The organism is Nonomuraea sp. NPDC050202, assembly GCF_040656115.1.
Taxonomy (GTDB): Bacteria; Actinomycetota; Actinomycetes; order Streptosporangiales; family Streptosporangiaceae; genus Nonomuraea.
In genome coordinates this window covers 1-23,415 of sequence record NZ_JBFALF010000072.1, presented here as the reverse complement: position 1 = coordinate 23,415, position 23,415 = coordinate 1, and the positions used below count along the sequence as shown (strand labels likewise).

General features: G+C 69.6%; 26 protein-coding genes and 2 pseudogenes. 13 read left to right on the top strand and 15 right to left on the bottom strand.

The features are described from left to right. The first annotated feature begins 307 nt into the window (after window positions 1–307). Complete coding sequence (locus AB0I79_RS61300) at window positions 308–1,018, top strand: helix-turn-helix domain-containing protein (RefSeq protein ID WP_357895299.1); 711 nt, start codon at window positions 308–310, stop codon at window positions 1,016–1,018. Here AB0I79_RS61300 and AB0I79_RS61295 read toward each other — a convergent pair. Both AB0I79_RS61295 and AB0I79_RS61290 read right to left on the bottom strand, forming a co-directional pair. Continuing rightward, window positions 1,000–1,578, bottom strand: coding sequence for a dihydrofolate reductase family protein (locus tag AB0I79_RS61295; protein WP_357895305.1), 579 nt, complete (start codon window positions 1,576–1,578; stop codon window positions 1,000–1,002). The genes AB0I79_RS61300 and AB0I79_RS61295 overlap by 19 nt on opposite strands. 108 nt (window positions 1,579–1,686) lie before the next feature. Continuing rightward, window positions 1,687–1,878, bottom strand: a pseudogene (locus tag AB0I79_RS61290) (IS5/IS1182 family transposase); the annotation flags it as partial. A gap of 220 nt (window positions 1,879–2,098) precedes the next feature. Between AB0I79_RS61290 and AB0I79_RS61285 the strand changes: the two are divergent. Together AB0I79_RS61285 and AB0I79_RS61280 are read left to right on the top strand one after the other, a co-directional pair. Then, on the top strand, window positions 2,099–3,448 hold the full coding sequence (locus AB0I79_RS61285; RefSeq protein WP_357895295.1) for a carotenoid oxygenase family protein: 1,350 nt from the start codon (window positions 2,099–2,101) through the stop codon (window positions 3,446–3,448). 378 nt (window positions 3,449–3,826) lie between these two features. After that, complete coding sequence (locus tag AB0I79_RS61280) at window positions 3,827–4,459, top strand: hypothetical protein (protein ID WP_357895292.1); 633 nt, start codon at window positions 3,827–3,829, stop codon at window positions 4,457–4,459. Between the two features lie 3 nt (window positions 4,460–4,462). On the opposite strand, the gene AB0I79_RS61275 is transcribed toward AB0I79_RS61280, so the two are convergent. The 3 genes from AB0I79_RS61275 to AB0I79_RS61265 form a co-directional block, all read right to left on the bottom strand. Then, a complete protein-coding gene (locus tag AB0I79_RS61275; protein WP_357895289.1) occupies window positions 4,463–4,630 on the bottom strand; it encodes a hypothetical protein in 168 nt (55 codons plus the stop codon). Between the two features lie 119 nt (window positions 4,631–4,749). Further along, on the bottom strand, window positions 4,750–5,499 hold the full coding sequence (locus AB0I79_RS61270) for an SDR family oxidoreductase (RefSeq protein ID WP_357895287.1): 750 nt from the start codon (window positions 5,497–5,499) through the stop codon (window positions 4,750–4,752). A gap of 81 nt (window positions 5,500–5,580) precedes the next feature. Then, window positions 5,581–6,321, bottom strand: coding sequence for an SDR family oxidoreductase (locus AB0I79_RS61265; protein ID WP_357895285.1), 741 nt, complete (start codon window positions 6,319–6,321; stop codon window positions 5,581–5,583). Between the two features lie 129 nt (window positions 6,322–6,450). Here AB0I79_RS61265 and AB0I79_RS61260 point away from each other — a divergent pair, with 129 nt between their 5' ends. Both AB0I79_RS61260 and AB0I79_RS61255 read left to right on the top strand, forming a co-directional pair. Then, a complete protein-coding gene (locus tag AB0I79_RS61260) occupies window positions 6,451–7,050 on the top strand; it encodes a TetR/AcrR family transcriptional regulator (protein ID WP_357895282.1) in 600 nt (199 codons plus the stop codon). A 241-nt stretch (window positions 7,051–7,291) separates the two neighbouring features. Next, window positions 7,292–8,167 carry a hypothetical protein gene (locus tag AB0I79_RS61255; RefSeq protein WP_357895279.1) on the top strand — a complete coding sequence of 292 codons (876 nt, stop codon included), beginning with the start codon at window positions 7,292–7,294 and terminating at the stop codon, window positions 8,165–8,167. A gap of 219 nt (window positions 8,168–8,386) precedes the next feature. Here the strand turns inward: AB0I79_RS61255 and AB0I79_RS61250 are convergent, their stop codons facing one another. After that, window positions 8,387–8,770 (bottom strand): VOC family protein, encoded by a 384-nt coding sequence (locus tag AB0I79_RS61250; protein WP_357895276.1) that lies wholly within the window; start codon window positions 8,768–8,770, stop codon window positions 8,387–8,389. A 394-nt stretch (window positions 8,771–9,164) separates the two neighbouring features. Then, a complete protein-coding gene (locus tag AB0I79_RS61245) occupies window positions 9,165–10,718 on the bottom strand; it encodes a PHB depolymerase family esterase (RefSeq protein WP_357895273.1) in 1,554 nt (517 codons plus the stop codon). Window positions 10,719–11,015: 297 nt separating this feature from the next. On the opposite strand from AB0I79_RS61245, the gene AB0I79_RS61240 reads away from it, so the two are divergent. Continuing rightward, window positions 11,016–11,468, top strand: coding sequence for a MarR family transcriptional regulator (locus AB0I79_RS61240; protein WP_357895270.1), 453 nt, complete (start codon window positions 11,016–11,018; stop codon window positions 11,466–11,468). A 262-nt stretch (window positions 11,469–11,730) separates the two neighbouring features. On the opposite strand, the gene AB0I79_RS61235 is transcribed toward AB0I79_RS61240, so the two are convergent. Both AB0I79_RS61235 and AB0I79_RS61230 read right to left on the bottom strand, forming a co-directional pair. Beyond that, window positions 11,731–12,027, bottom strand: coding sequence for a hypothetical protein (locus tag AB0I79_RS61235; RefSeq protein ID WP_357895267.1), 297 nt, complete (start codon window positions 12,025–12,027; stop codon window positions 11,731–11,733). A gap of 2 nt (window positions 12,028–12,029) precedes the next feature. Next, window positions 12,030–13,085, bottom strand: a complete 1,056-nt coding sequence (locus tag AB0I79_RS61230) for a serine/threonine-protein kinase (protein ID WP_357895264.1) — start codon at window positions 13,083–13,085, stop codon at window positions 12,030–12,032. A 172-nt stretch (window positions 13,086–13,257) separates the two neighbouring features. Here AB0I79_RS61230 and AB0I79_RS61225 point away from each other — a divergent pair, with 172 nt between their 5' ends. Next, window positions 13,258–13,683 carry an NUDIX hydrolase gene (locus AB0I79_RS61225; RefSeq protein ID WP_357895262.1) on the top strand — a complete coding sequence of 142 codons (426 nt, stop codon included), beginning with the start codon at window positions 13,258–13,260 and terminating at the stop codon, window positions 13,681–13,683. Between the two features lie 295 nt (window positions 13,684–13,978). On the opposite strand, the gene AB0I79_RS61220 is transcribed toward AB0I79_RS61225, so the two are convergent. After that, complete coding sequence (locus AB0I79_RS61220; protein ID WP_357895260.1) at window positions 13,979–15,211, bottom strand: serine hydrolase domain-containing protein; 1,233 nt, start codon at window positions 15,209–15,211, stop codon at window positions 13,979–13,981. Window positions 15,212–15,542: 331 nt separating this feature from the next. Further along, window positions 15,543–15,785, bottom strand: coding sequence for a hypothetical protein (locus AB0I79_RS61215; RefSeq protein ID WP_357895257.1), 243 nt, complete (start codon window positions 15,783–15,785; stop codon window positions 15,543–15,545). Here AB0I79_RS61215 and AB0I79_RS61210 point away from each other — a divergent pair. Continuing rightward, window positions 15,773–16,375, top strand: coding sequence for a DinB family protein (locus AB0I79_RS61210; protein ID WP_357895255.1), 603 nt, complete (start codon window positions 15,773–15,775; stop codon window positions 16,373–16,375). The genes AB0I79_RS61215 and AB0I79_RS61210 overlap by 13 nt on opposite strands. Before the next feature lie 108 nt (window positions 16,376–16,483). Further along, a complete protein-coding gene (locus tag AB0I79_RS61205; protein WP_357895252.1) occupies window positions 16,484–16,972 on the top strand; it encodes a hypothetical protein in 489 nt (162 codons plus the stop codon). A gap of 47 nt (window positions 16,973–17,019) precedes the next feature. Here the strand turns inward: AB0I79_RS61205 and AB0I79_RS61200 are convergent, their stop codons facing one another. From AB0I79_RS61200 to AB0I79_RS61185, 4 genes are all read right to left on the bottom strand, one after another. Beyond that, window positions 17,020–19,293, bottom strand: a complete 2,274-nt coding sequence (locus tag AB0I79_RS61200) for a hypothetical protein (protein ID WP_357895250.1) — start codon at window positions 19,291–19,293, stop codon at window positions 17,020–17,022. 148 nt (window positions 19,294–19,441) lie between these two features. Further along, a complete protein-coding gene (locus tag AB0I79_RS61195; protein WP_357895248.1) occupies window positions 19,442–20,101 on the bottom strand; it encodes an NUDIX domain-containing protein in 660 nt (219 codons plus the stop codon). Window positions 20,102–20,500: 399 nt separating this feature from the next. Beyond that, the gene (locus AB0I79_RS61190; RefSeq protein WP_357895245.1) at window positions 20,501–21,061 is read right to left on the bottom strand and encodes a hypothetical protein; all 561 of its coding nucleotides are present in this window, start codon (window positions 21,059–21,061) and stop codon (window positions 20,501–20,503) included. 264 nt (window positions 21,062–21,325) lie between these two features. Next, window positions 21,326–21,541, bottom strand: a complete 216-nt coding sequence (locus tag AB0I79_RS61185; RefSeq protein WP_357895242.1) for a hypothetical protein — start codon at window positions 21,539–21,541, stop codon at window positions 21,326–21,328. Window positions 21,542–22,041: 500 nt separating this feature from the next. Here AB0I79_RS61185 and AB0I79_RS61180 point away from each other — a divergent pair. From AB0I79_RS61180 to AB0I79_RS61165, 4 genes and pseudogenes are all read left to right on the top strand, one after another. Continuing rightward, window positions 22,042–22,131, top strand: a pseudogene (locus AB0I79_RS61180) (hypothetical protein); the annotation flags it as partial. A 37-nt stretch (window positions 22,132–22,168) separates the two neighbouring features. Further along, the gene (locus AB0I79_RS61175; RefSeq protein ID WP_357895308.1) at window positions 22,169–22,378 is read left to right on the top strand and encodes a hypothetical protein; all 210 of its coding nucleotides are present in this window, start codon (window positions 22,169–22,171) and stop codon (window positions 22,376–22,378) included. After that, window positions 22,375–22,836 carry a GyrI-like domain-containing protein gene (locus tag AB0I79_RS61170; RefSeq protein WP_357895302.1) on the top strand — a complete coding sequence of 154 codons (462 nt, stop codon included), beginning with the start codon at window positions 22,375–22,377 and terminating at the stop codon, window positions 22,834–22,836. The genes AB0I79_RS61175 and AB0I79_RS61170 overlap by 4 nt, the downstream gene beginning before the upstream one ends. Beyond that, a partial coding sequence (locus tag AB0I79_RS61165; protein ID WP_357895239.1) for a GyrI-like domain-containing protein occupies window positions 22,833–23,415 on the top strand: 583 nt, incomplete at its 3' end. The genes AB0I79_RS61170 and AB0I79_RS61165, both read left to right, overlap by 4 nt.

Genomic DNA, 23,415 nt, shown 5'->3' with positions numbered 1-23,415 from the left:
GGCCTCCCGAGCGCTGATCGAACGTGATCAGCCCATCCAATCGGCAGGGCCACCCTGCACGCCAACCCGGTGATCATTTCCGGTCACAGCACTAGGGATCCACCGATCGGTGGATCCCTAGCCTCCATCCGTGCCCCGCGACAAGGCAGGACCTCTACGGCCGCATCGGCCTGCGATCGCGTCCGCTTGGTTGGATCGCGCGGTTGAGGTCGAAGCTCGGTTCAGCGTAGCCCGCACAGCTTGCTGTAGCGCAACGCCGGATAGCCGGGCGAGCCACGGAGAACGTGAAGCGACGTATCCTTCGCCCGTGGGACTGCGGTTCAAGACGCGCGGGTCGGACTCGGCATGGATCGACACCGTGTGGACATGCACGAGCGAGCAGGTCACCGCAATGACGTCCGTCGCGGGGGTGCGTTGCGGCCTGGTGTTCTGGGAACAGGCTGGCCGGGCCTACGCGGGCATCACCGGTCCAGAGTCCCGGACCGGCACGGCGCCGGTCCCGGAGGGCGCGACCTTCACCGGCATCGAGTTCGCCGTGGGCACCTCGTTGCGGGCCGTGCCCACGCCGGCGCTGGTCGACGGCGGCATCGAACTCCCCGGCACCACGCGCCGGACGTTCCGGCTGGACGGCACGCGCTGGGACAGGCCCGGCCCCGACGACGCCGAGGCTCTGGTCGAACGTCTCGTCCGGGCCGGCATCGTGGTCCGTGACATGCTCCTCGTCGAGGTGCTGCGGGGTCACCGCCCGGCAGTCTCGGGGCGCACGGTCGAACGCCGGTTCCGCGCCGCGACCGGACTGACGCAGGGCACCGTCCGGCAGATCGAGCGTGCCCGCACGGCGGCGCAGCTGCTGGCTGCCGGCGACCCGGCCACCGACGTCGTCGCCAAGCTCGACTACTGCGACGAGCCGCACCTGGCCCGCGCATTGCGCTCCTACGTCGGACGCACCGTCAGGCAACTGCGTGAGGGCGCCGGCGGCGCGATCGCCCTCGACCTGGATCAGCGCCTGACGTCGTAGACCAGCTTCAGGATCCCGTTGGAGTAGCTCTCCGATTCCCGCAACGTCAGCATGTGCTTGTCCCGGTCGGCCCGGCCGAACAGGCTCTTCCCGGCACCGAGCAGCACGGGAAAGAGGAGCAGGTTGTACTGGTCGATCAGACCCGCGTCCGACAGCCGCCGAGCCAGCTCCGCGCTCCCGTGGATGAAGATCGCGCCGCCCTCGTCCTCCTTGAGCGCGGCGACGTCCTCGGTCGAGCGCAGGATCGTGGTCGGCCCCCATCCGTCGACGATGGCGTCGTCAGACAGCGTGGTCGACACCACATACTTGGGCAGCTCCTTGTAGTCGGCGTGGTCCTCCGAGCCGGGCCACGTTGTCGCGAACGCCTCGTAGCTGCGGCGGCCGAACATCAGCGCCGTCGTGTCGCTGAGCTCCTCACCCTTCAGCGACCAGGCTTCGGGGACGAACTCGAGGTCCTTGAACACCCACCCGCCGCTGCGGTGTTCCTCTCCCGGCCCGCCGCCGGGCGAGTCCACGACGCCGTCGAGCGACATGAAACCGGTGTAGACCAAGTTACGCACTGTGCTGTCTCCTTTTGCGCGGGCGAGCTGCCGGGTCCACGGTAGAGCACGGTCGCGGTCGCCGTCTTGAACGAAAACGACAGCGGCGTACCTGGATCTCCTGTGTCGGCGTCGATGGGGTCGGGGGTCCCAGCGGTGAGTGTGCCAGGCTCGGCGGATCAGGTCACGGACGGTGATGATGGCGTCGGTGAGGTCGAAGAAGGCCTCCGCGAGCTGCGCTCGTCGTTCGTGACAGCGGGCCGGGCGGGTGAAGGCGTCATGCCAGGCGTTCGTCCGCTCACCATGCCAGCGCGCTGTCGCGCCTGATCGCCCGCCTGGGCCGGGCACGGCTCGTGAGCCGGGCGCCCGCGCCGGTCTCGTCGGGGCCTCCGTCCGCGCCTGCCGCCGAAGATTCTCGCACCGCTCTGGCCTGCGCGTACGCCGGGCGGCTGACGGCGTCCGGCAGAACAAGACTGTTCTTCGCGGATTTCCCCGCGCATGGTTGTCGGCGTCCCCCGAGCACGACGACAGGAGATCCACCATGGCCGAGACCGTCCCGCTGCATCTCGCGGGCAACAACGCGCCGGTCGCGGAGGAGGTGACGCTGGAGCCCACCAAGGTGACGGGCGAGATTCCCGCTGAGCTGTCGGGCCAGTTCTTCCGTAACGGGCCCAACCCGCGCACCGGCTGGTCGCCCCACTTGTTCGCGGGCGACGGCATGATCCACACGATCGCGCTGGACGGCGGCCGGGCACGCTGGTACCGCAACCGGTACGTCCGCACGCCGCTGTACGAGCACCCCGGCGAGTCCCGGTTCGCCCTCGCCTTCGATCCCGGCACGGGCCGGATCGACTACCGGGTGACCACAGCCAACACGCATGTGATCGCGCATGCGGGCAGGCTGTTCGCGCTGGAGGAGGGCGGCTTTCCGTACGAGGTGACGCCCGACCTGGCCACCATCGGGGCGTACACCTTCGACGGGGCGCTGCAGACGCCGATGACCGCGCACCCGAAGACCTGCCCCATCACCGGTGAGCTGCTGTTCTTCGGCTATCGGCTGCGCCCGCCGTACCTGACGTACTACCGCGCTGACGCTGCGGGGAAGGTGGTGCAGACGCGCGTGATCGACGTGCCGCGGGCGACGATGATGCACGACTTCGCCGTCACCCGCGATCACGTGATCTTCCTGGACCTGCCGGTCGTCTTCGACGCGGCCCAGGCCGCCGCCGGTGCACCGCCATGGCGCTGGGACGACGCCCATCAGGCCAGGTTCGGCGTCCTGCCGCGTACGGCCGGCGACGACGCGCCCGTACGCTGGTTCGACATCGCGCCGTGCTACGTCTGGCACACCATGAATGCCTTCGAGGACCCTGTCACCGGCACGATCACGGTCATCGGCACCCGGGTGCCGTCGCTGTGGCGCGGTGGCCCGGAGGACGTCGGCGGCGGCCTGCCCACGTTGCACCGCTGGACCCTGGACCCGCGCGTGGGCACGGTCGCGGAGGCTCCCGTCGACGACGCGCCCAGCGAGTACCCGCGTGTCGCCGACAGCACGATCGGGCTGCCGCACCGCTACGGCTACACCACCAGCTTCGCCCTGGAGGCCGAACCGGAACGGTCGGAGATCTACGCCTACGACCTGGCCGACGGCGGTGGACGGGCGGTGCACCGCTTCCCGGCCGGGCACACCTGCGGCGAGGCGGTGTTCGTGGCGGCGGGCGCGGCCGGGGAGAACGACGGCTACCTGATGACCTTCGCCCACGACCGGGCCACCGACCGCAGCTATCTGGCCATCCTGGACGCCGCCGATCTGGCTGCGCCGCCGCTGGCCGAGGTGCATGTCCCGGTCCGCGTCCCGGCCGGCTTCCACGGCAACTGGATCCCGGCCTGAGCATCGGGGGTACCGTTCGCCGAGTCTCGATGATCCTCAGCTGAGCGGTCGCGCGGATAGGTGACGGTCGTCGGCGTCGATGGGGTCGGGTGTCCCAGCGGTGAGTGTGCCAGGCTCGGCGGACCAGGTTACGGACGGTGATGATGGCGTCGCCGGCCGACCGATAGGACCTGACCCGTCGGCGAACACCGCGGTGGCCGTCTCCGCTTCTCGACACCGAATTTTCGCTCTCGAGCAGACTTACTTTGTAAAGGCGCCCGGATTGTATTGATGTTTATTTTTCACCCTTAACTGCACGGGCTTCGCCCGTACGCCCCCCATAAACGGAGCCTTGCTACAGGCTCTGGCCGAACCACCGCGGTATGTGCGGAGGGCGGTTTGGGTGAATATCGGTACGTGCTGCCCAACGGCACAGCCCGCTACCAGGCGTTCCGCATCAAGGACGGCGTCAGGACCGACCTCGCCGCCGTCTCCGGCAGCTATGCGGCGGCCGTCAACCCGGTCGGGCAGATCGCCAGCACCCATCGCCGTCTCGAACCGCCTGGCCGGGCGAGCCAACGGACCCACCGGGCCTTTCTCGAGGACGGTGTCATCACCGAGCTCGGCACGCTGGGCGGCCAATGGAGCCAGGCTGAGGGGATCAACGGCGATGGCCACATCGTCGGCCAGTCGGCGCTCGGCGCGGACGGCGTGCTCGCCGGCGGCTACATCTGGAGCGCCGAAGAGGGCATGCGGCGCCTGCCCGACGCCGGTGGCCTGGCCGCGCCCAAGGCCGTCAACGACGATGACGTGATCGCCGGCACGCACACCTGCACGGCGGCCGGCGCCGCCGGCCACGCGGCTTTCTGGGCCGGCCCCGGCGCGGCGCCGCCCCTGCTGCCCGACCCGGCGACCGGCACCGCCACGATGGCCAATGCCGTCAACGCGCAGGGCGAAATCACGGGGTGGGCCGAGGCCCCCGACGGCTCGCGGCGCGCCCTCGTGTGGCGGCCCGCGTCCAGGAGCTCCTGAGCCTCAGCCGGCCGGCGCGGCCGAGACCCGAGGGGCCTGCTTCTGGACCTCGGTCAGGTGGCCAGCCGCCTGCAAGGACTCGGCGTAGATCTTGCAGACGTCGGCGGCGGGCGCCTCGCCGCCGTCGCGTCGCCTGGAACGCAGCCCGGCGATGTCGGCAACCGAGTCCACCAGCGGGCGAGGAGGCCTGCAGCACTTCCGGCCGGGCGGCTGTTTCGTAGGCGACGCTACGAAACATCTCGCCGATCCACACGACCGAGAGGGTGGGCAGGACCGCTGACGAGTCGAGGTCAGTAGGCGAGTTCTCCGATGCCGCCATCGACGCGCAGGACGGTGCCGGCGGTGTAGGCGGACTCGTCGGAGGCCAGGTAGACAGCCGCCTTCGCCAGCTCGGTGGCGGTGCCGATGCGATGCAGGGGTACGGTCCGCCGCAGCTCGTCGTACAGGGCGGCTTGCCGCTCGGGGCCGAGTGAGGCGAACGTGTCCGTGAGGGTCGGCCCCGGGCTCAGCCCGTTGACGCGGACGCCCCGCTCCTTCAGTTCGTAGGTCAGCCCGCGCGACAGGGACAGCAGGCCGGCCTTGGCGGCGCCGTAGACCGCCGCGTTCTCGTGCCCGATGAAGGCGGAGACGGAGCCGACGAGGATGACGGACGCCTGCCGGGACAACAGCGGCAGCAGGGCCTTGATCAGGAAGAACGGCCCCTTGAGGTTGGTGGCGACGAGCCGGTCGAATGCCTCCTCGGTCCATTGCTCGATCGGCAGGTGGGTGACGTCGGCGGCGTTGCTCATCACGATGTCGAGCTTCGGCCACTCCTGCCGCAGCCGCGCCGCGAGCGCTGCCTGGCCGGGCACGTCGCCGGCGTCGGACAGCACGGGCAGCACCCGGCCGCCCAGCTGCCGGGTGGCCTCCTCCAGACGTTCGCGCGTACGGCCGGTGATCGCGACGGCCGCTCCTTCGGCGAGGAACTCGCGGGCGGTCTCGAACCCGATGCCGCTTGTCCCGCCTGTGATCAGTGCGTGCTTTCCCGCAAGACGACCCATTGACCTTGATCTCCTCACTCGCGCCCGAGTGCGTGGTTCTGGTAACGGTGGTTGTGCAGAGGGGCCGGAGCGCGCCCCTGGTCAGATGGCGGTGCGGCCTCCGTCGGCGGCCACGACCGCGCCGGTGACGTAGCCGGCCTGGTCGCCGGCGAGGAAGGCGATGACCTGGGCGACCTCGGCCGGGGCGGCGGTGCGCTTCAGCGCGGTCGTCAGGCCCATGCCGCCGAGGTCCGGTCCCATGGCCGCCACCACCTTGGAGGTGGTCATCGGGCCGGGTGCCACGGCGTTGACGCGCACGTTGGAGGCGGCGAACTCGGCTGCCCAGGTGCGGGTCAGGGACTCCAGCGCCGCCTTGGTGGCGCCGTAGACCGCCATCGGCGGCATGCCCAGGGCGGCCGCGGTGGAGCTGACGTTGACGATGCTGCCGCCCCCGGCGGCGGCCATCTTCGGTGCGAGCTGGGCGACCAGGATGAACGGTGCGCGCACGTTGACCGCGAAGGCGGCGTCGTAGGCGGCGAGGTCCTGATCGGCGGTCGGGCTGAACGGGACGACGCCCGCGTTGTTGACGAGGATGTCCACTGCCCCGGCGTCCTCGGCCAGCTGCTGCACGGCCTGCGGGTCGGCCAGGTCGGCGGGGATGAAGCGCACGGTGCCGGCCGCGCCGGCTCGCACGTCGTCCACGACCTGGGCGCCGCGGTCCGGGTCGGTGCCGGTGATGATCACGTTGGCGCCGCCGGCGGCGAGGATCCTCGCTGTCGCGTGCCCGAGGCCGCCGATGGCGCCCGATCCGGTGATCAGCGCCGTCTTGCCGTGAAAGGCCATGGGGGTCCTGCCTCTCGTCCTCCGGTACGCTCGCGCGCCGGAGGACTTCCGTGTGGTCGTTCAATAAGTCGGTCGGCCCTCACCGTAGGGCATTTTGTGCAAGCGGTCAAAAAGTCGTAACCTGGGGAAATGGCACGGACAGGACGCCCCCGCGCATTCGACAAGGACCAGGCCCTCGAGCAGGCCCTGCTGCTGTTCTGGTCCCGCGGCTACGGGGCGACCTCCGTCCAGGACCTCGTCGACGCGCTGGCCCTGGATCGGGGCAGCCTGTACGGCGCCTTCGGCGACAAACGGAATTTCTACCTGGCGGCGGTCCAGTTGTACTGGGACACCTACGAGCGCCAGCTCGTCGCGGCACTGGAGTCCGGGCCGGTGCTTCCGGCGCTGCGCGAGGTGCTCGCCACCCCGGCCCGGACGCAGGAGCACACCTCCGACGCCGGCGGTCCGCAAGGATGCATGATCGGCAACACCACCGCCGAACTGGTCCCGCAGGATGCCGAGGCCCGCGACATCGTGGCCCGCTCGCACGCCCGCTTCACCCGGATCGTCGCCGACGCCCTGCGGCGCGCGCAGGCCGACGGCGAGGTCACCCAGACCGCCACCCCCGAGGCCCAGGCCCAGCTCCTGCTGTTCACCGTCCAGGGTCTTTCCTTGGTCTCCCGCGCAGGGCTCGACACGACCGCCGCGCTCGCCGCCGTCGACGCCCTCATCGACGCCCTCCGCGCTTGAAGAACCACCGTCTCGCGGTGCGAGAGCGTGGGCTGGTGGCGGTGCGGTCCGTTCTGACCGGCGGCCACCGAGCGCCAGGGCTGCACAGGAGGCCATGGGGACACAATGCCGAAGGGCACCGGGCCGACCGGCAATGGTGCGCAGACCGCGCGAGGCGGCGGGGCGACTCTGCAAGGACAGGGAACCGTGATCCCCGAAGATCGGGGAGTCCTCACGCGTCCACTACTCAGAGAAGGCTCTCTTGCCTATCGCCACAAGACGAACCTGGGTCACCGTCATCTCGCTGGTTCTCGCACTGTCCGTCATCGTGACGGTGCCGGCCAGTGCCTCATCCGCCAACATTCCCGACTACGACGTCGTGTTCGACACGAGCGGCAACACCTCCGGCAACAAGGGCGCCGATGTCACCTGCCCTTCGGGCACACGCGTGCTCGGCACGGGGGCCGAGATCATGGGCCCGAGCGGCGACGTCGTCATCGACGAGGTGGTACCGACGACGTACACGGTCAGCGCGTTCGGGATCGAGACCGGAGCGGGCACCTCGTCCGCCTGGATGATCCGCGTGTGGGCCGTCTGCGGCGACCCGGACGAGGCGACCAGGATCGTCAGCCGGACCGCCCCGCGCAACGGGCTGCTTCCCCTGACCGTCACCTGCGACCCCGGTGAGTTTCTGCTCGGCAACGGCTACCGGCTGGACGGAGCGGGCGGCAACGCCGTCGTCGACTACATCAAGCCGCAGCTCAACGCGGTTCACGGCCACGCGACGTGGATCTCCTCCTCGACAGCACCGTCCTGGACGCTCGAGATGTTCGCGATATGCGCGGAAGACCCGCCACCGGGGCTGTGGATCTACAGCGACTCCACCGTGAACAGCCCGGTCTCCACCCTGCCCAGCAAGGAGCTCGACGTGGCCTGCGGCGGCGCCGGTGACAGGCAGGTGGTCCTGGGGACCGGGTTCGCCGTCCAGGACGAGATCGGCTCCATCCCGATCACCGACATCACCCTCGACTATCTGGTCCCGACCCGTGAGAAGGTCGAGGCCAAGGCGGCGGAGGTGGTGTCCGACAGCAGGTACTGGAACCTCGTGGTCTACGCGATCTGCGCCTACGAGGACTGACACCGCACAGATCAGGAAACCGGCCACGGGCAGCGCGGGACACCGCTGCCCGTGGCACTCACTCGCCGGAGATCCTCAATTCCGGGCGTTCTGGAGACGGTGCGAGTTCCCGCCCGGCCGGCAAGTGCGCCTCCGGTGCTCGCGTCCCTGGCGTCGGCGGCGCATCCCCGCGCTTTGCGGCGTTCTAGCCCACCCGTGGCCCGGATACCTACGGAAGACTCAGCGGTCGTAGGTGCTGAGTTCGATGAGGTTGCCGTCCGGGTCGCGGACGTAGACGCTGAGGATCGTTCCGGTCGCCCCGGCGCGTTCCACCGGCCCCTCCTCGATCTCGGTGCCGTGCGCGGCCAGCTCGGCGACGATCGTCTCCATCGGGTCGGCGACGATCAGGCACAGGTCGGCGCTGCCAGGTGCAGGACGGGCCGCCTTGGGGTCGAACTCGTGCCCGGCCTCGTGCAGGTTGATCTTGCTGTGGCCGAACCTGAGCGCGCGACGTCCCGCGCCGAACGTCACCGCCTCCATCCCCAGCACCTGGGTGTAGAAGGCGATCGTCGCCTGGAGGTCGGCGACGGTCAGGACGAGGTGGTCAAGCCGGTCGATCTTCACGTGTTCACCGTACAAGGCCGCGGCAGTGCCTTCCGTGCGGTGGGGGATGTGGGCCGGGCCATGCCGCTGCACGGACAGACTCCGGCCGGCTGTGGTGGCTGCTGCGCTGCGAGCACGCCGTGCATCTTCGGGCCCGAAGTTCCGGCAGGGCCGGCCGACGCCTACGTCAACAAGCATCTGAGCGCCCGCCCCCGAACGGGGCGGCTCCAGGAGCCTTGGCGGCTGTGATGCGGGGTGGAGTACACCTGGTAGACCTTGCGCGGGCCCGCCGGCCGAGCCGGGTCGGTGTCTGCCGCGAGGGCGACGCTTTGTTCCAGCGCGGCGCGGAGCCCTTGATCACGGCCCGGTCCCACCTGTCGATGACGGGGCCGTGATCAGGGAAGCGCGCTGACGGTCAGGCGCAGGTGTAGCCGGACGGCAGGGCGGTGTCGCCGTTGGGCCTGCTCGCCTGGAAGCCGAAGCCGGTGGTGCTGGCTCCCGGCGCGAGCGTGCCGTTGTGGCCGGCACTTCTGGCCGTGACGGTCTGGCCGCTGGTGGTGACGGTGGCGTTCCACGAGCCGGTCAGGGTGTGCCCGGCCGGCAGGGTGAAGGTGACGGTCCAGCTGGTGATCGTCGAGGTGCTGGTGTTGGTGATGGTCAGCGGCTGGATCACGTACCCGTTCCCCCATCGGGACTGCACGGTCGGGGTGGCCGAGCAGGCACCGGTCGTGCCTGCCTGAGTGGTGATCTGGACGGTGCCGGAGACCGGTGAGACGTTACCGGCGGCATCGCGCGCCCGGACCTGGTAGCGGTAGGTGGTGTTCGCAGTCAGGCCCGTGCCGGTGAACGAGGTCGTGGCCGAGGTGCCGGCCCGGGTGAACGTGCCGCCCGTCGCGCCGGGAGCGCGCAGGATGTCATAGCCGGTCACACCGGTGTCGTCGGTGGAGGCCGTCCAGGTCAGCGTGGCGCTGGTGGCGGTCACGTTGGACGCGACCGGGGTGCCGGGCATGGTCGGCGGCGTGGTGTCGGTCGCACTGGTGGTCAAGCCGAAGAACTCGATGGCGTAGAGGGCCATACCGCTCTGCGGAAGGGCATGCCCGGCGCCTTGGACGCTGTACGCCTCCACCTGCACGGTGCCGGACTGATCGGCATACCGGCTGCGGTTCCAGTTCGCCTGCGGGGTGTCGGTGCTGGTCGGGGTCTGGCTCAGCCCGAACACATTGGTCCACTGCTCGATCGACTCCCGCAGCAGCGAGTAGGGCACGAGGGTGTCGCTGGTGCCGTGCCACAGCTGCATGCGCGGGCGGGGGCCGGAATACCCCGGATACGCCTGACGGACCGCATCGCCCCACTGCTGGGGTGTCCGGTCCATGCTCCCGCCGGTGCACCTGCTGCTTCCGGGCGGGTAGTCGGAGGCGCCGGCGAAGCAGTTGAAGGGCACCCCCATGAAGGAGGCCCCTGCCTTGAACACGTCCGGGTAGACGGCGAGCATGTGCTGGGTCATCATGCCGCCGGAGGAGCTTCCAGTGGCGTAGACCCGGTTCGGGTCTCCCTGATAGGTCCGCTCGACATAGTCGATCATTGAGGTGATCGAGACCGGATCGCTGCCGCCGCCACGCCGCTTGGCCGCGTCCGACCAGGTGTCGAAGCAGTTGCCGAACCCCGCCGACTGGGTGGCGCTCGGGTAGATGACGATGAAGCCATGTCGATCCGCCAGCGAGGCGAACTCACTGCCCTGGTAGAAACCGGGACCGGAGCCGCCGCAGCCGTGCATCGCGACCACGATCGCCGGCGAGGCCGGGCGCGAGTCCGGCACATAGACGTGCATCCGCATGTTGCCCGGGTTGTTGCCGAAGCTGGTCACCTCCACCAGGGTGGCGGCGACGGCCGGCGATCCGAGTGCCACGGTCATGACGGCAAAGAGCGCCGCGGCGCAGGCACCAGCCAGCACCGTGGTCCATCGTGTCATTCGCGCTCCTCCTCTCCATATCCGCGGCGCGCCGCGGATCGGTCCGCCGCGGATTGACGTCGGTCGCTGGAAAATAGAAGGGCCACAATGCGCCGTCAATGCAGGCCTGGTGCGCATGTCCGCCCGTTCACCTGGCAGAGAGCTGTTTCCCCTGGTTATCAAGTAGCTTGTTATCAAGGTCCTTGATAACGGTGTGAAACTTACATCGGGGCCCATTCCGGCGGGGCGCGATATCGTCTCCTGGTGACAGATCCGGGTGTCCCCGCGGCCGCTGCGCCGGACGCACCGCCGCCCCATGTGAGCTACCTGGTGTTCCGGCTGGAACGCCGCATCCGCGCCTGCCTGGATGAAGCGCTCGCCCGGCACGGCATGACGACCACCGAATACATGGCGCTCAGCGAGCTGCGCCTGCGCGACGCCCCATCGTCGGCCGACCTGGCCCGCATCGCCTTCGTCACCCCGCAGGCGATGAACCTGGTCATCCGCGATCTCGAACAACGCGGCCTGATCCGCCGTGACCCGCATCCCCGTGGGGGACGCGCCCTGCGCACCCGCCTCACCCCGAAAGGCCTGGACACCCTCCGGCGATGCGACCGGTCCCTCGACAGCATCGAAGCCGTCATGCTCGCCGACATCGACGTCCCGGACCGCACGACACTCGCGGAAACGCTCACGCTGTGCGCCCGAGCCCTCCACCCGGACACGCGGGCCCTGGCCCCGGTCCTTCGCTCGCAGAAGCCGCCACCGTGATCACCGGCTGGTAGGCGGCGTTGTTGCTCCTGAACTGCGGCGTCCCCAGCAGCGCGATCAGGCTGCGCCGGTAGTGGGGATGCGGGAGGCGCGCAGCGTGGTCTGCCCGGGGCTCAACCGGGGGCAGATCCGCACTGACCAGATGACCTCCGCGTCGCGCGGGGCCACGGGAACCGGCCGTGCTGCGCGCAGAACGGCGGCGAAGCGCGAAGCCAGGTCGCGTGACGTCCCTGACAGGGCCGCAGTCGCTCGGGCCCGGCCGTCAGCGGTGCCGGGCCCGGCACAGCTCCTGCACGCCGGTGACGATGCCGAAGGCGATCAGCCCGGCGAGGTAGGCGATGACGCCGAAGACCAGGCCGTTGCCGTCGACGTGGTCCCACTGGGTGATCAGCAGCACACCGACGCCCACGCCGAGCACCGGCTGCAACGGCAGCAGCGTCACCGCCAGCAGGAGGCGGTGCCGCGCCAGGAAGGTACGGCCCCGGACGACGATGATCCGGGCAGTGACAGCCACCACTGCGACGGCGAAGAGGACGGCGAGCATCGAGGGGAAGTCCATGCTCAGCTCCGTCTCGCCAGCAGGCGCAGCGCCAGCGCGATCGCGCCGCCCGCGGCCAGGCCGGTCAGGACCGCGGGCCAGAACGGCAGGCCGTCCGTCCCGGGAACGGGAATGGCCGGCCACTGCCGGGAGTCAAGCTCCGCGGCGATCAGGAAGACCACCGCGGCTGCCAGGGTCGTGATGATCTGCGCCGCGAAGGCCAGGCCCCAGGGCCGCTCGCCGTCCGGGTCAGGCTCCCGGACCCGTGTCACGGCCCGCGGCCTGGGCGGCGCTTCCTCGCCGACGATGAGCCGCACCAGCCCGCCCGCGTCCGGCCGGTGGTGCGGCTCCTTGGCCAGGCACGCGCCCAGCACCTCGCGTAACTCCGGCGGGACGCCGGCCAGGTCGGGCTCGTGGTTGAGGATGCGGTTGAACACCGCCGGCATGCTGTCCTGGCCGAACGCCGGACGCCCGGTCGCGGCGAACACCATGGTGACCGCCCAGGAGAACACGTCCGACTCCGGCCCCACAGCCGCGCCGCGCAGTTGCTCGGGCGACATGTACGGCGGCGTACCGACCACGGCGCTGGACTGCGTGGCCGTCCCCTCCAGCGCGCGGGAGATGCCGAAGTCGATGACGCGCGGCCCGTCCGGCCCCAGCAGCACGTTGCTCGGCTTGAAGTCGCGGTGCACGATCCCGGCCTCGTGGATGGCCTTCAGCGCCGCCGCTGTGGCGAGCATCAGGCGGCGCGTGCCGCCGGCGGAGCGCGGCCCCTCGCGGGCGATCAGCTGCTGGAGCGATTCGCCGGGGATGTACTCGCTGACGATGTAGGGCTGGTTGCCCTGGACGTCGACGTCCAGGATCTGGGCGGTGCCGAACGGCCCGACCCGGCGGGCCGCCTCCACCTCGCGCAGGAAGCGGCGGCGGTTGCCGACGTCGTGGGCCAGCCTGGCGTGCAGGAGCTTGATCGCGACCCGGCCGCCCGACGGGTCGACGCCGAGGTAGACCGCGCCTTGCCCGCCTTCGCCCAGCAGCCCCTCCAAACGGTAGGGGCCAACGTGGGAAGGTTCGGCGATCATGCACCTTCTTATATCAGGGGTTAGGGCGTGGTTCAGAAGTGCGTCGAGTGGCAGCCGCTCGAGGTGCTGTAGATCGACCGAAGAGGAGGTCTCCGGTAGATGAGAAGACCATCTGCACGGAGACCTTGTGGGCCTTCACCGGTGGGGGAGCGGGCTGGTCTCGGACATCCTCGTGGGCGGCGCGACCGTCGCGATCGTCGCCGTGACCGAGGACGAGCAGGTGGTGCTGGCCCGCCAGTACCGGCCGGGGCCTGGACGGGTATTGCTGGAGTTGCCGGGCGGAAACGCTGACGGCGATGAGCCGGTCGAGGTCGCGGCGGCTCGGGAACTGCTGGAGGAGACCGGCTACGAAGCTGCGACACTCGAGGTGGTCATGCAGACCTTTCTGTCGTCGTACGCCTCGCATCGCCGCCACGCGGTCCTGGCCCGCGGGTGCCGGAAAGTCGCTGAGCCGAGGCTGGATGACGCCGAGTTCATCGAGACCGTGCTGATGCCGGTCGGCGCGTTCATCCAGCACGTGCTCAGCGGGCAGATGACCGACATCGACGTCGCCTTCGCGGGGCTGGCCGCCGCCGGATACCTGAAGCCGGCCATGTGACTGTCCTCACGCACTGCTGAGCGCCGCTCCACGGGCGCCGCAACGGTGCTGACCTGCTGGGATGTTGATGGTTGCGGCGCAGCCGGCGACGACGTCATGAACGGGTGCCACTCAGCGCCGTGCCGGCGGCGCCCGCCGCGAAGCTCCAGCTCGTATTCGGCGGCCGCCGCCAGGACCGCGAACACGAGCCGGCCCTCCTTGGTGCCCAGATCAAACATCGTCGGAGACGGTGGTGATCGCGCCCCACGGGCACACGTGAGCAGACCGACGCAGCGCTCCCGATTCTCGCTGATCGTCACTTGTTTCGCGGCTGGGAACCGGATGGGCAGAACTCGCCCTCGAACACAGACTTGACCATGTCGACCGAGTTGACCTGGCCGTACTTGTCGATGTTCATGTTGGTGGAGAGCATGCGCGTGGCGTCCCGGGTGCCCATCGCGAAGGAGAACCCGCCGGTGATGGCGCCGCCGATGCCCCAGACCTTCACACCGCACGACAGCTCCCACGAGAAGACGCCGGCACCGTACGTGGTGTCAGGGATCCAGGTGTCCTTCCAGGTGCCGTCCGGCATCTTGATCCCGGTCTTGACCATGGTGAACATCTCCCGCTGCTGGGCGGGAGGGAGAAGCTTGCCGCGCAGCAGCGCGCCGGCGAATCGGTTGAGATCGCCGGCTGTGGAGACCACGCCACCGGCCGCCCACCCTGTGGTGGCGCTCTGGTCGGTCACGTCGTAGACCTTGGCGTCGGTTTCGGCGGCGAACAACGTCGAGTAGTGCCGGGGATGAGGGCCGCGGATCTTCGTTTCCCTGCCCGGCAGGTACGTCCCGGTCAGGCCCAGCGGACGGACGATCCGCCGCTGGATCTCGCCGGCGAGCGTCCTGCCGGTCACCTTCTCGACGATCATCCCGGCGAGGATGTAGCCGGTGTTGGTGTACACGAACCCGTCACCCGGTGTCTCGAAGGGGCGCGGATTGCGCAGGCCGATCTTCACGAGCTGCTCGGGCGTGTAGGTGTCGTAGCGGTGCTCGAGCCACGCGGGGCCGGAGAACTTGGCGAACTCCTCCGGGTCGTTGCCGTAGTTGAAGATCCCGCTGGTGTGGTTGAGCAGGTGCCTGATGGTGATGGTGCCGCCGTCGTTGCCGTTGCCCTTGACCAGGCCGGGCAGCCACTTCTCCACGCTGTCGTCGAGGCTCAGCTTCCCTTCGGCCGCCAGTTGCAGGACCACGGTGGCCGTGAACGGCTTGGCGGCGCTGCCGACGCGGAACCGCTCGTTCGGCTGACGCTTGCGGCCGGTCCGGGTGTCGGCCACCCCCGCCGAGCCGAACCACCGCCCACGACGGTCGCGAACCTTGGCGACCATGCCGGGCACACCGCCGTCGGCTACGGCCTGGTCGAGCGCTTTCTGGACCTGGGCGTGGGCGGGGGCTTCCGCCGTGGCGGCAGCTGCCGCGGGGACCGTCGTCGCGGCTTCTGCCACCGCCACGGCGGTGATGAGCAGCCCTGCCGTTGAGGGGAGAGATGTGGGCATGCCGATTCCTTCCAGGCGAGAGACATCAGCGCGACGCTGATCGCCTCAGTCGCGATAGTACTCATTCGGTGCAGGCAAAAAGCTAGCTTGCATTCACGCGATTCGCAACACAAATCCGAAAAAGTCTCCTGTCTATGCAGGTAAGTGGCTATGAAACTTGCAATGGGTATGAGAATGAATGCAAGACGAATGAGCGTACTTGCAATGATGTGTCGACAAACGCAATGCTGTACATCCGCCCGCGGACACATCAAGCGGGCTGGGCATGGCACAGCGACACGAGGCACGCCCGTTGCAGGGAGGCCGGCCTCGGGGAACATCGGTACAGCGGTCAACGCTGGTCCGCGACCTTGCCCGGCATGTGGAGGGCGACCGGCAGCTCCGGAGCGGGGGTGTCCTCCTGCGAGATGGCGTGGTGGTCGGGCATGAGGTAGGCGACCGCCGTGCGGATCGCCCCGAGGCAGTGCCGTCCGTGAGTGTGAGCAACGGCGGCCATGGCCAGGCCTCGGCTCTGCCAGTCGTTGCGGACCGCGTACGGGAACTTGAGACCATGAGCAGCCCATGGCAGGCTCATGCCGCATGATCGATGCATTCGCGAAAGACAACCTGCACGGGAGACTGCGGCGGGACCGCAAGGTGCTGCTCTGGAAACTCGACGGCTTGTCCGAATACGACGCCCGCCGACCTTTGACAGCGACCGGGACCAACCTCCTCGGCCTGGTCAAACACGTGGCCACCGTCGAGGCCAGGTACTTCGGCGAGGTCTTCGACCGCCCTTCCCCGCAACCGCTGCCCCGGTGGCAGGACTCCAACGGCAGCGATCTGTGGGCGACCGAGGACGAGACCCGCGATCAGATCATCGAGTTCTACCGGCGCACGTGGGAACACTCGGACGCGACGATCAACGAGCTTCCCCTCGACGCCCCTGGCCACGTGCCGTGGTGGCCGGAGCCCTATGCCGACACGAACCTGTTCGCCGTCATGGTCCATGTCCTCGGCGAGTCCATCCGGCATGCCGGGCACGCCGATATCCTGCGCGAGAGCCTCGACGGCCGGACCGGGTTGCGCGCCGAACACGAGAGGCAGATCGACGAGGAAGCCCGTGCAGCGTACTGCGCGAAGATCGAGCAGGCCGCCAGGACGGCCGCACCCATCAAGGCTTAGTTAGACATACCGGGCAGCCTGACATCAGCTCCTCTATCGGCGCCGGTGAGCCGGGTCAAGCCGGGGACGGTACGGGACCGGAGTGCGGCCAGAGTTCGGGTCCAGGCTTTGTTCGGGGAGGCGGGGGGCCGGAGAGGCCTGTCGCGGGAGCCGTTCCACCAAAGGTGTGGATCCTCCTTCGAGTCCATCGGCAGGGCGGCCGCCGACCGGCCGCAGTGTGACGCCGACCGCGAGCAGGTGCTGGCCGAGGCCCTGCGGGTGTGGTGGCGGCAGTTGGAGACGCAGGTCGGGCAGGCGATCGACACGAAGGAGTCCGCGGACGCCGTCCGCGGCGGCATGGACGCCGCCGACTCCTGGTACGACCAGGGCCCGGGCAAGGTCGCGAGCGCCCTCGCCCACGCGGCCGATCGCAACGGTGACGGCGTCATCAGCGAGGGCCCGGCCGCCCCGGCCCCGCCGGCACCTTCCTCCTCGGCCCGGCATAGGCGGTCGACCAGCTACGGCAGGCCCAGTTGGCCACACCCGCCGGCCTGCCCGCCCATGCCACCCGAGACCCTGCCGGCCTCGATCAACCTCGGCCTCCGCCCGCGCTCCTGATCCGAGGGGGACAGCAGCCGCGAGGGGATCGCGGCCGCTGTTCCGGGTCAGCGGTCCTTGTTGGGCTTGCGGTAGACGACCGTCTTGTCCCCTCGCCCCGGGTACGCCATGATGAGCAGCCGCTGGGTGCCGTCCCCCTCGTCCTTCCAGGGGAACCAGGCCATGTGCACCCGGATGCGATAGTGCCCCTTGCGGCCGTTGAGCGACACGTCGGGCAGTTCGGTGCCGCTCAGCCCGTCCATGAACCGCATCTCGCCGCTGCGGTTGTCGAAGCCCACCTCGACGACGTGGTCCCACCCCTTGGTCTCGACGGGCGGGCGGCGCGTGTACGTCTCGAGCGTGACGCATACGTGGTAGTCGGAATCGGTCCTGATCGCCACGTGACCCGGAGCGACCTCCACAGGGCCGGCGCTCGTCCCCTTGCCGTCGGAGGGCGCTTCGTCGTACAGCTCCAGCCCCACCTCGGGCCACTCCGGCTCGGCCAGGCGCTGCGCCCTGGCGGGCGGGATGAGGGGGCGGTGGCGCGGGGTGGCGTCGCACTTGCGCCGCTCTTCGGCCTCGAACTCCTCGAACTCCCGGTCCTGGGCCGCCGCCTGCGCGGTGACCGTCGCGTTCGCGGCGGGGCAGATCCCGGCGAGCACCCCGCTCAGATCGCGGACGCTCACCCCCTCTGCCTCACGCAGCCGGGCCAGCTCGCGGGGGTCGTTGCGGGTGTAGGCGCCGCACAGGCGACGGCCGTGGCCGAGCAGCACCTGGTCGGGGGTGGTGTCGGCGAACGCCAGCGCCTTCTGCTCGCGTACCGCGCAGATGAAGGCGCGGGGGCCGGTGGGCGGCACGGGCTCCACCGGTTCGCCGTCGGTGTCCCAGGGCTCGCGCGGCGAGCAGTCCTGGGCCGTGGTGACGGGGCCGCGTGACTGGTCGGCGGCCGGTAGCAGGCACAGGGCGACGGCGGTGGCCAGTGCCGTGACCAGGAGGTGGTGCCGCAGGCGGGCGGCGGGCGGGGCGGCGTACAGCAGGAACAGCAGGACGGCGGAGGCGGCCAGGGCGGTGCTGTACCACAGCGGCGAGAGGCCGAAGGGGATCTCGCCGTTCCCGGTGGGGGTGAACAGGCCGTCCGGGTACAGGGCCAGCCGCTGCTCGGTCATCTCGGGGATGATCTGCCAGTCCGGCTCGCGCTCCGTGGTGAGCGCGCTGACGACCCCTGCCGCGGCGGCGAGGACCAGGGCCGACATCGTCACCCTGAGCAGGGTCCTGGTCCTGCGGATGACCGCGACGAGGATCAGCACGGCCGGGGCGCCGACGCCGACGAGCATGTCCACGACGACCCATGACACGGTCGCGGGGTAGCCCACGTACCCGTGGAACAGGTCGTCGACCAGGCCTCGCGGGCCGGTCCACACGGGCATCCCACCGGCGAGGTTCACGGCCGCGGGGATCAGCGGCAGCGCCACGGCCACGGCGGCGAGCGGCCACGCCCGCGCCGGCGCGACGCCGGCCACCGGAGCAGGGGACGGCACGGGCGGGCTGCCCAGCTCGTGGGCGGAACGGGCCTGCCACACCGTCCCGAGCACGCCCAGGGTGGCCATGACCATGAGGAGCACCAGGTCGTAGTCGACGCCCCAGCCGCCGACCGAGATGATGGAGTGCCCGCCGGACGACAGCAGCGACAACACCGCCCAGGCCAGGCCCATCCGCACGGTGCCCCGGCTCCATCGCGGATCTCTCGCCTGCCCGGCCAGGACCGGCACCAGCCACAGCAGGTAGACGGCGTTGCCCAGCTGGTACGGAGTGAGGTAGCCGCCGATCTCATACTGGCCGAGGCCGTACAGGACGGTGGTGGCGATCCCCACGGACGCGTTCACCACCCCCGCCACGAGCCCGAGCACCCGCAGCCACCTGGGCAACACGCCGGCGAGCACCACGAAGAACAACCAGATCACGGCGAGCCCGAGCAGGTCGCCGGGCAGCCCCGACCACCACACGTACGGGATCGGCAGCCGGTACACCAGCGTGCAGGCGATTGCGAGATACAGCGCCACCCGCAGCAGCCGGACCGGCCGGTCGTTGACCGCCGCCGGCCCGGCCGTGCGCCCACGCAGCACCTGCCAGTACGCCCACCCCTGCAACGCCCCGGCCGCCACCAGGAGCAGCTCCACCCACCAGGTGTAGGGCACGAACTCCGTGTCCCATCCCGCACCGACGAACACGCGCAGCAGCGACGGGTCGCCGGTGGTCCACGCGATCACGCCGCACGCGGCGACCGCGGCCACGTAGAGGGCGGCGACAACAGCGGCGATGGGGCCGAAACGGTAGCGGCGCACGGAACATCCTCGAAGAACGAGCGAACAGATCCGAACAAAGGCGCCCAACCCTAGCGGCCCTCAAGGAAGTTGATCAAGTCGGCGAATAGGGGATCGGACGGGATGATGTCCGGGCGTCCACCTGTCAGCCGACCGTGACGCCGCCCGATCAGCCAGCCGACGGCCGGCCCTCGTTCCCGGATACCGAATATCGGCGCAACGCCTCTCGCCCACCGGGAACGAAAGGCCATCGATCAACGACCTCCCGCAGTTCGAGCTCTGTGAGCCAGGCATGCCAAGCGATCTCGGACGGATCCGGAACCAACGGCTCAGTGATCACGGCCTCGTGCACCCCGAACCAGACAGGGCTGACCCCATCCCGGCACAGGAACTTGAACATGAAACGCACCAGGACGTCGGCACCCAGCTCCTCGGACAGCTCGCGGGCTGCCGCGTCCTCATACGACTCGCCCACGTCCACGGCACCGCCGACCATCACGTCATAGTGGCCGGGAAAGCGTGTGTGCTGCTCCGCCCGGCGCAGCACGAGGATCCGCCGCATCGGATCGCGACAGATCGTCGTCGCGATCCGATGCATCCATCGCCGACGCTCCGCCTCTGCGCGATCCACGACCCCCAGCACGCGGTCCCGTTCATCCACCCGCTCGACCAACTCGCCCATGCGGGACACGATCGCAGCGGTGACCTCGTACGCCGGTTGCTGACCGCGCAATTCCCCAATAGTCGGGTCTTCCCATCGAGAAAGTTCCCCTCGGGCGGGACGCTCAACGTGGTCTACCTGCTCGGCGACCACATCTTCGAACGACATGCCTCCGTAGCGTTTGCGGCCCGTGAAGTACAGCCCGAGAGGCGTCGATTTGACCAGGCCAGGTGTGGGCCGGGGCAGAGGTGCCCGGAATCGTATCCGCTGATCAACGGCGATTCACGCAGCGAGTGCAGGAGAAGATCGGCAGCGGCGTTCTCATGCCAGCGACGTACTGGTGAGCTCGCCTATTCAACTGTCGCGGGTTCTCGATGCTGAGGGGTGCGGTAGTGACCGACCGTGATCTCCAGCGGCAGACCGGCTTCATGCGTCGCTGGAGATCTCAGGACCTGTGGGTGCGGATCTGGGGTGGGGTGGTCGGAGGTCAGCCGGCCCGTACTCGTCGATGTGCGCCCTCCTGCAGAGCGAGGGCAATACCAGCGCTTTTCTCCTCGGCGCGTCAACTCATTTCGGCCGCGCGCCGTTCGGTATTCGCCAGGATGAGCTCGCCGATCCGGCGAGGAAGGCCCGGTGACAGGAACGAATGCCCCCATGCCGGGAATCACCTCCATGCGCGCGTGCTGGATCTGGACGGCCACGGCCTCGCCATGCGGGAGCGGGCGCAGCGGGTCCTCCGTGCCGAGAACGACCAGCGTGGGCGCGGTGATCAAGGACAGCGGAAACGAGTCGGTCGCTTGTCATCACCCGCCCGGCCAGGTCGTGGTTGAGCGCCGCCGCCGGGTCAGCCGAGCCGTCGAGAGTTTCCTCGGACAGGCGCCGCGTGGCCCTCTCGTCGAAGGGCAGGACGTCGCCGTTCAGCATCCGCCACAGCTCCACGTTCACGGCGACGAACTCCTCGCGGGTGGTCCTGGGCATCGCCGCCGAGCGGGCGAGGAAGTCCAGGAAGCGCGGCGCGGGCGGCGGCAGGTCGGCGGGGTCGGGGTCTTGGCCGGCCGGCGCCCGCGCCCAAACGGGGCCGGCGTCGGCGCCCATCGGACCGGTCATGATCAGGGTCAGCGTGGCCACTCGCCGCGCCGACGGATGTGATCAGCCAGGCGGCACGCAGCAAGTGCGGCGGGTTCGGGGCAAGTGATCGTTAAGCGCCCTTCAATCACGGCCCTTTACGTTACAAGCATGCCCAACATCGGTATATATGAGCTCATCTTCGTCATCCTCATCCCTCTGGCGGTTCTCTGGGTCGTCATCTACACCGCTGTACGGGCGGCGATCCGCCACAGCAAGTGACATGATCCGTGAGACGCGCCTCGGACCGATCGATCATCTCGCCGCTCAGCCGAGAGCGCACCTGACCCCTCGGGCGCCGAGGGTGAAAAGGCGGTCGCCGAGGCTGCCTCTTTCCGGAACAGGGTCAGTAGGCGGCCCGTAGAAGATCAGCAGCCTCCTGGTAGGCGCGGCGGCGCGTTCGAAGTAGTCGAAGAGGGCGTCGAGTTGCTCGGCCGGACGGCCGGCGAGGGTCGCGCCGATCTTCTGCCCTGCGGCCGCCATGACCTGGTCGAGCTGGGCGAGGTTGCCGACCGGTGCAACGATGACCTTGCCGCGGTCGTCGGGCGCGGCAACGCGGCGGACATGGGCAGACCGGGGCGTGCTGCGCGCCGATCGCCCGACAGCCGCTCAGTTAACTCGACTGGCACGGGCCCCGAAGTAGAACCCATCCATCAGCGCGGGCCAGGCTCAAGATCGAACTGCTACGGGGCTTCGACGCCCCTCTGAGCAGCACGATTCTGCAGGCCAGCGGCGTTGAAACCACCATCCACGCCAAGCGGGGCACCGCGGGCGGCAAGGCGAGACTTTCGTTCGCATGCTGGCCAGCCCCCAGTCCCTGAAGTGACAAGCTGCCGGGAGATCGCGCGAACAGGTTGATCAGCCCTCCGCAGGGTGTGGAAGATCTGCAGCGAGGCGGTAGGCCGGACAGGACTGATCGGTCTGACCAGAGGCCGTCGAAGGCCTTGTTCCTTGATCAAGGACACACGGCTGGACTCTCCCATATGGGGAGACCCCAGGATGAGGGCATGGACGAGGCGCTGTTGCCGATCGGGCAGTTCGCCAGGCTCGGTCGGCTGAGCATCAAACAGCTGCGGCACTACGACAAGCTCGGACTGCTGGTGCCCGCGTATGTGGACGAGCACCGGATATCGCTACTACCGGTACGAGCAGGCGCGCGATGCGCTGTCGATCGGGCTGCTGCGCTCGCTCGACGTCCCGCTCGCCGTCATCGCGCAGGTGCTTTCCGATAGGCCCGGTGTCCTGGAGGGGTGCACGATTGGCTGGAAGCCGAGCTGGCCCAGCGCCGATCGACGCTGGCCGCGCTCGAGCGCGTCATGACGGAGGGCCTGCCATCCGCTCCCGTTACGGTGGTCACAGAACCAGTGCGGCGCGTGGCGGTGGCCACAGCGACGGCGGCGGACCCGGCAGACGTCGGCCGGGCCACCTCGGCCGCCATCGCCAGGCTGCGGGCTGCCTCGTCGGCCGCCGTTCCCGAGCTCATCGGCCTGTTCCCGCTCGACCTCGGCGAGCCCGTCGCTGTCACCGTCGCTGTGGTCAGCGAGGAGCCGGTGGCGGCGGCCGAGCTCGACGTGCTGACAGGCGGCCGGTTCGCCAGCGCCACGCACGTCGGCCCGTACGGCCAGATCGGGCTGACCGCGGATGCGCTGCTGTCCTGGTGCGCTGAGCGTCGCCATCCCGTCCACGGTCCGATCCGCGAGATGTACGTGTCCGACCCGGCAACCACCCCGCCCGATCGGCTGATCACCCACTTGATGATTCCTCTGGAGGAGCTATGACACCACAATTGGTCCACTGCGACCCCGTCACCTGCCTCAACGTCACCGGCATGGGTGAGCCCGGCGGCAATGAGCACGTCTCGGCCACCGCCGCCCTGTACGCCGTGGCGTCCGTCATGGGCGGCCCGGCCGGCCCGCTCGAGGGCCGTTGGTGGGTGGAGGACACCTCCCGGCCGCCGCTGGAAGTGCCGCGCGATCAGTGGCGGTGGCATCTGCTGCTGCCGCTACCTGACCTGCCCGAGCCGGGGGCGGTCGAGGCGGCGCGCGAGCAGGCGCGCGCGTCCGGCGCGGCCGTCGACCGCGTCCAGGTGGTCGTCTTCACCGAGGGCGAGTGCGTGGAGTTGCTCCACGAGGGGCCCTACAGCGAGGAGAAGGTGTCGCTCGACGTGATGGACGCATTCATGGCCGAGCACGGTCTGGTGCGCAACGGGCTGCACCACGAGATCTACCTGACCGATTTCACCGATCCCGAGCCCAAGACGATGCTCAGGCAGCCGGTGGCGCGCGCCGCCGGAGGGCCTCCAAAGGGGGGAGCTCAGGCGCCGTCGGTGGCCGCCTCCACCGGCCGGCCGGTGGAGG